The 5,077-nt window shown below is 51.4% G+C and carries 4 protein-coding genes; 2 read left to right on the top strand and 2 right to left on the bottom strand.

All coding sequences use genetic code 11. The features are described 5' to 3' along the window. Positions 1-218: 218 nt before the first annotated feature. A complete protein-coding gene (locus AC2215_RS23310; protein ID WP_486812415.1) occupies positions 219-767 on the bottom strand; it encodes a Uma2 family endonuclease in 549 nt (182 codons plus the stop codon). 91 nt (positions 768-858) lie between these two features. Next, on the bottom strand, positions 859-1,602 hold the full coding sequence (locus AC2215_RS23305; RefSeq protein WP_486812414.1) for a DUF4058 family protein: 744 nt from the start codon (positions 1,600-1,602) through the stop codon (positions 859-861). A 401-nt stretch (positions 1,603-2,003) separates the two neighbouring features. Here AC2215_RS23305 and ureC point away from each other — a divergent pair, with 401 nt between their 5' ends. Together ureC and AC2215_RS23295 are read left to right on the top strand one after the other, a co-directional pair. After that, entirely contained in the window at positions 2,004-3,713 is a 1,710-nt protein-coding gene (gene ureC, locus AC2215_RS23300) for an urease subunit alpha (protein ID WP_486812413.1), read from the top strand. A gap of 270 nt (positions 3,714-3,983) precedes the next feature. Then, positions 3,984-5,077, top strand: a 1,094-nt coding sequence (locus tag AC2215_RS23295) for a tetratricopeptide repeat protein (protein WP_486812412.1), incomplete at its 3' end; no start/stop codon positions are given.

The following is a 5,077-nucleotide window of genomic DNA, read 5'->3' as shown; positions in this document are numbered from 1 at the left end:
TGAATGCCCCACTCACCCGAAGAGGATATTCACCACCTGTGGTGAACTCAGTTGTGACATGTTCACCGAGTTCGCCTCGGGTGATTCTCAAATCTCACCCAGAGTGGGCATTACCGCCTGTGGCTTAACCCGCGCCTCACGTTAAACTCTAAAAAATTCGGAATTCCGAAGTCTGATGTACGAATAACAGGTGATTTAACTCTTGTATTTGTAAATTTTTAGTGCAATTGCCACACGCGCTCGATCTCGACAGAAATATCGGGAAATGCCAACGGTTCGATCGACCCTTCTGTCAAAATAAACTCAGTCGTATAACTTCCGGAACTCGGTTCTCGAAAAACATGGAGTTGCTTGGCTTTAACATTAACCACCCAATATTCGAGAATATTCGATCGGGCGGAGGCTTGCTTTTTTTCGTTGAGATCGAAATCTAAAGTCGTTCGCGAAATTTCCACTAGCCAAAGTATATCTTCTGGGTGGGGATGGCGCGATCGATATCGATCGCGGGGCAGTTTAACTACGGCAATATCCGGTTCGGGTTCGGAATCTGCTAGGGAGATAGGATGGGCTTCTCGTACCAACGCCAAACTGGAGAGAAGTGCGCGTAGATACTCCACCGTTCCTTCCGTGAGAAAGGCATGAAAAGGACCTTCGGGGGGCATTTCAATAATTTCTCCTTCGAGGAGTTCGACGCGGCGATCGCGAAAAAAATTTAAATCGATGAGGCGATGATATTCTTCGATCGTCCATTTGAGGGAAGTTTTCATAGCTATACGATCGCGTATGAGTCAATCGATCGAGGGTGGAAAAATCGCAATCAAAACGGAATATTATTCTACCTCGACCTTCGGGTTACAATTACATCAACGATCGCACCCATTCCCGATCGGAATCCTTTAAGGGCGGGATAGGAAGTTGAGAATAATCGATCGTCAAATCCAAAGCCGCTTCCGAATAGGCGCGATCTAAAATCTCCGCTAGGTTGACAATGGGTTCGCGTTCTTGAGGCAGTAGCGGCAGGGAAAAGGCCGGAATCGGTTCGCGCAAGTTGAAAGGGTAGAGTTCCGCTTCCGGACGCAGATTTGCCCGACTCACCAGAATTCGATAGTCTGATGAAATTGTTGCGGTCATCGGCATCAAATCGCCCGATCGCAATAGATCGATTTCCACCAAATGCGTCGTACTATTCAACACCTTTTGTCGCTTCGTGAGGTACTTTTGCCGACCTTCCCCCCCTCGTTTGTTCGTCGGCGAAAGCAGTTCGATTGCGGTAATGACTCGTCCGGTTTTGACTTCTCGAATTTCCAGGTAGCGTTCGGTACGTTCTTCAATTTGGGGAACTGTGACTCGAACCGGTTTGGGAATCACCTGAGTTGCCCTTACACTCGATTCTACATCGGGACGAACTTCAAACACTGAGGCATCGGGAATACCAACCAGGATGGCATCGCTGTAAACCCGCTTTTCCACCGCTGCTCGATATTTGGGAACCAGTCGGGGATTAAGAGATCGGGCCAACTCGACAATCAGCCAGGAATGGACTTCAGGCCACAACGCAGGATTTTCCAAATAGGGGTTCATGCCGGGAAAGTTCGGTGTCATGGCTTTTGGAGGCGGAAGGGGCAGGCTTCAATTTTGAGATTCAATACAGTGGCGACGCTTCGGGTTGCACACCAATTCTAGAATTGACGAAGAAACGTCAAGCCATCGTTCTCATATGATATCGAGAACCCCCCCCGAAACGTTTCCCCAGACCTCCCTGAAAAAGAGTAAGTTAATCCACATTGAACTGGCATATTCTCAAAACAAGTTAAAAATGCTAAATTCCTCACCGTGTCACCGCGTTACCACGTCAGTCAAAACTCGTAAATGAGATGCGTTCGCGCGCGCGTCTCCTAGCTCTTTCAGAGCGGCTGCGCCAAGGTCGAATCGCCGCTTATCGCACCCCACCAAATCGGTCATACTATAATGTCTCGAAGTCCCGATCTCGCCTGAGGAGTGTTATGAGCTATCAAATGGATCGTCGCGCCTACGCCCAAACCTACGGCCCCACAGTGGGCGATCGCGTTCGCCTTGCGGATACGGAACTAATTATCGAGGTGGAACGGGACTACACCACCTACGGCGACGAGGTAAAGTTTGGCGGCGGCAAGGTGATTCGCGATGGCATGGGACAGTCGCCGATTTCCAACGCGGATGGTGCCGTGGATATGGTGATTACCAACGCCCTGATTCTCGATTGGTGGGGCATCGTCAAAGCCGATATCGGTATCAAAGACGGAAAAATCTACAAAATTGGTAAAGCGGGCAACCCCTATATCCAAGACAACGTGGATATTATTATCGGCCCCGGAACCGAAGCCGTCGCTGGGGAAGGTTCGATCGTCACCGCCGGGGGAATTGACTCCCACATCCACTTCATCTGCCCCCAACAAATCGAAACGGCGATCGCCTCTGGGGTAACGACGATGATTGGCGGCGGAACCGGGCCGGCCACGGGAACCAACGCCACCACCTGCACCCCCGGCCCCTGGAACCTGCACATGATGCTGCGGGCAGCCGATGCGTTTCCCATGAATTTGGGGTTTATGGGCAAAGGGAACAGCAGCCAAACCCAAGGACTTGAAGAACAAATTCTGGCTGGGGCGATGGGGCTGAAGCTTCACGAAGACTGGGGAACCACTCCAGCGGCGATCGATACTTGCCTGACGGTGGCCGATAAATACGACGTGCAAGTGGCTATCCACACTGACACCCTCAACGAAGCCGGATTCGTGGAAAATACGATCGCCGCCTTCAAAAATCGCGCCATCCACACCTACCACACGGAAGGGGCCGGAGGCGGACACGCGCCAGATATCATCAAAGTTTGCGGCCAACCCAACGTTCTCCCCTCCTCCACTAACCCCACCCGGCCCTATACCCTCAATACCCTCGACGAACACCTGGATATGCTGATGGTGTGCCATCACCTCGACCCCAGCATTCCCGAAGATGTCGCCTTTGCCGAGTCCCGCATCCGCCGAGAGACGATCGCCGCCGAGGATATCCTCCACGATTTAGGGGCGTTCAGTACCATTGCCTCCGATTCCCAAGCCATGGGACGGGTGGGGGAAGTGATTATCCGCACCTGGCAGACGGCCCATAAAATGAAGGTGCAACGGGGACATCTGCCGGAAGATTCCAGCCAAAACGACAATTTCCGGGCGAAGCGATACGTTGCCAAATACACCATCAACCCGGCGGTGATGCACGGCCTGGCGCAGTATGTGGGTTCGATCGAAGAAGGGAAACTGGCGGACTTGTGTTTGTGGAAACCAGCCTTTTTTGGCGTCAAACCGGAACTTGTGATTAAAGGTGGGGCGATCGCTTATGCCCAAATGGGAGATGCCAACGCCAGCATTCCCACCCCCCAACCCGTCCACATGCAGCCGATGTTCGCCAGTTTTGGCGGCGCAAAACACACCACCAGTCTCACCTTTGTTTCCAAAGCAGCCCTAAAACGAGATATTGGCACTCAGTTGGGGTTGCAAACGACCCTGGCGGCGGTGGCGAATACCCGCGAAATTGGCAAAAAAGACCTCAAACTCAACGACGCGCTACCTCAGATCGAAGTCGATCCGGAAACCTACGAAGTGCGCGCCGATGGGGAATTGCTAACCTGCGAACCGGCGACGGTGTTGCCGATGGCCCAGCGATATTTCTTGTTTTAATGGGGGTGAATTTCGTTAAGTAACGTGAGGCGCGGGTTAAGCCGCAGGCAGAAAACCCCGCACTTCACCGAGAGTGGGGTTTTCAAGATTCGAGAGTGACCCGATCTGATGTCACCTCACGTATCGGGAGCGAGCGCACAACACCGGGGTAAATCCCCGAGCAGGTCAGGAGGTAACTCCATTCTCCCCCTTGCGGTGAAACTGTCCGATCCCGAACTGACATTAAGTAGAGTTCTAAAGGGTATGACGAACGAATAGAATAGACATCCCATGCACCTTGACCATTCTAAAATCCCACTCCTTTCTCTCTTCCTTGCCGCATCTTTGCTGCTGGAGAGTCCCGCTACCCGCGCCGCGCAGCATCTGTCGCCCATCGCCGAGACTCCAGTACTGGCACAAACGACTCAGGAACGGCAAGCAGAGGCCGATCGACTTTATCAGCAAGCATATCAGCAGTTTCAAATCAGTCAATTTCAAGATGCGATCGAATCTTGGGAACAAGCACTGGTCATTTATCGAGAAATTGGCAATGTCTCTAGAGAAGCTGCCGCTATCAATAATTTGGGTAATGTGTATCGTACCTTGGGACAATACGAACGGGCCATTGAGTCGATCGAACAAGCTTTAGCGATCTTTCAAGACATTGACGATGTGGCGGGAGTTGCATACTCTCTCGATGGTTTGGGCACTTCTTATCTGTTGCTAGGTCAATACGAACGAGCGATTACATGTCTCGAGCGAGCCTTAGCTCTCAAACAGGACATTGGCGATGTGGCGGGAGAAGCTCACTCTCTGATGGGTTTAGGGCTTGTTTACCGTTCTCTGAGTCAATACGAACAAGCGCTCGCACTCCTTGAGCAAGCTTTAGTGATTTTTCAAGAAATTGACCATGCCTGGGGAGAAGCAGCTTCGATTCATAATTTGGGTCTTGTTTACTCTTTCCTCGGGGAATACGAGAGGGCGATCGACTTTTTCGGGCAGTCTTTAGATATCACTCGAGAAATCGGTGATGTAGCGGGAGTTGCGATCTCGCTGAATAATTTGGGTAATGCTTATCGTAACCGAGGGGAATACGAGAGGGCGATCGAGTTTCACCAACAATCTTTAGCCATTAAACGGGAAATCGGCGATTTGGCAGGCGTTGCGGATTCTCTAACAAGTTTGGGCAATGACTACCTCGATCTCGGACGATACGAGAAGGCGATCGAGTTTCACCAACAATCTTTAGCCATCCAACAGGAAATCGGCGATTTGGCGGGAGTTGCGATCTCGCTGAATAATTTGGGTAATGCTTATCGTAACCGAGGGGAATACGAGAGGGCGATCGAGTTTCACCAACAATCTTTAGCCATTAAACGGGAAAT

Source organism: Zarconia sp., from assembly GCF_057467645.1.
Note: the sequence above shows the minus strand (reverse complement) of the source record. Positions and strands in the feature narration are given on the sequence as shown.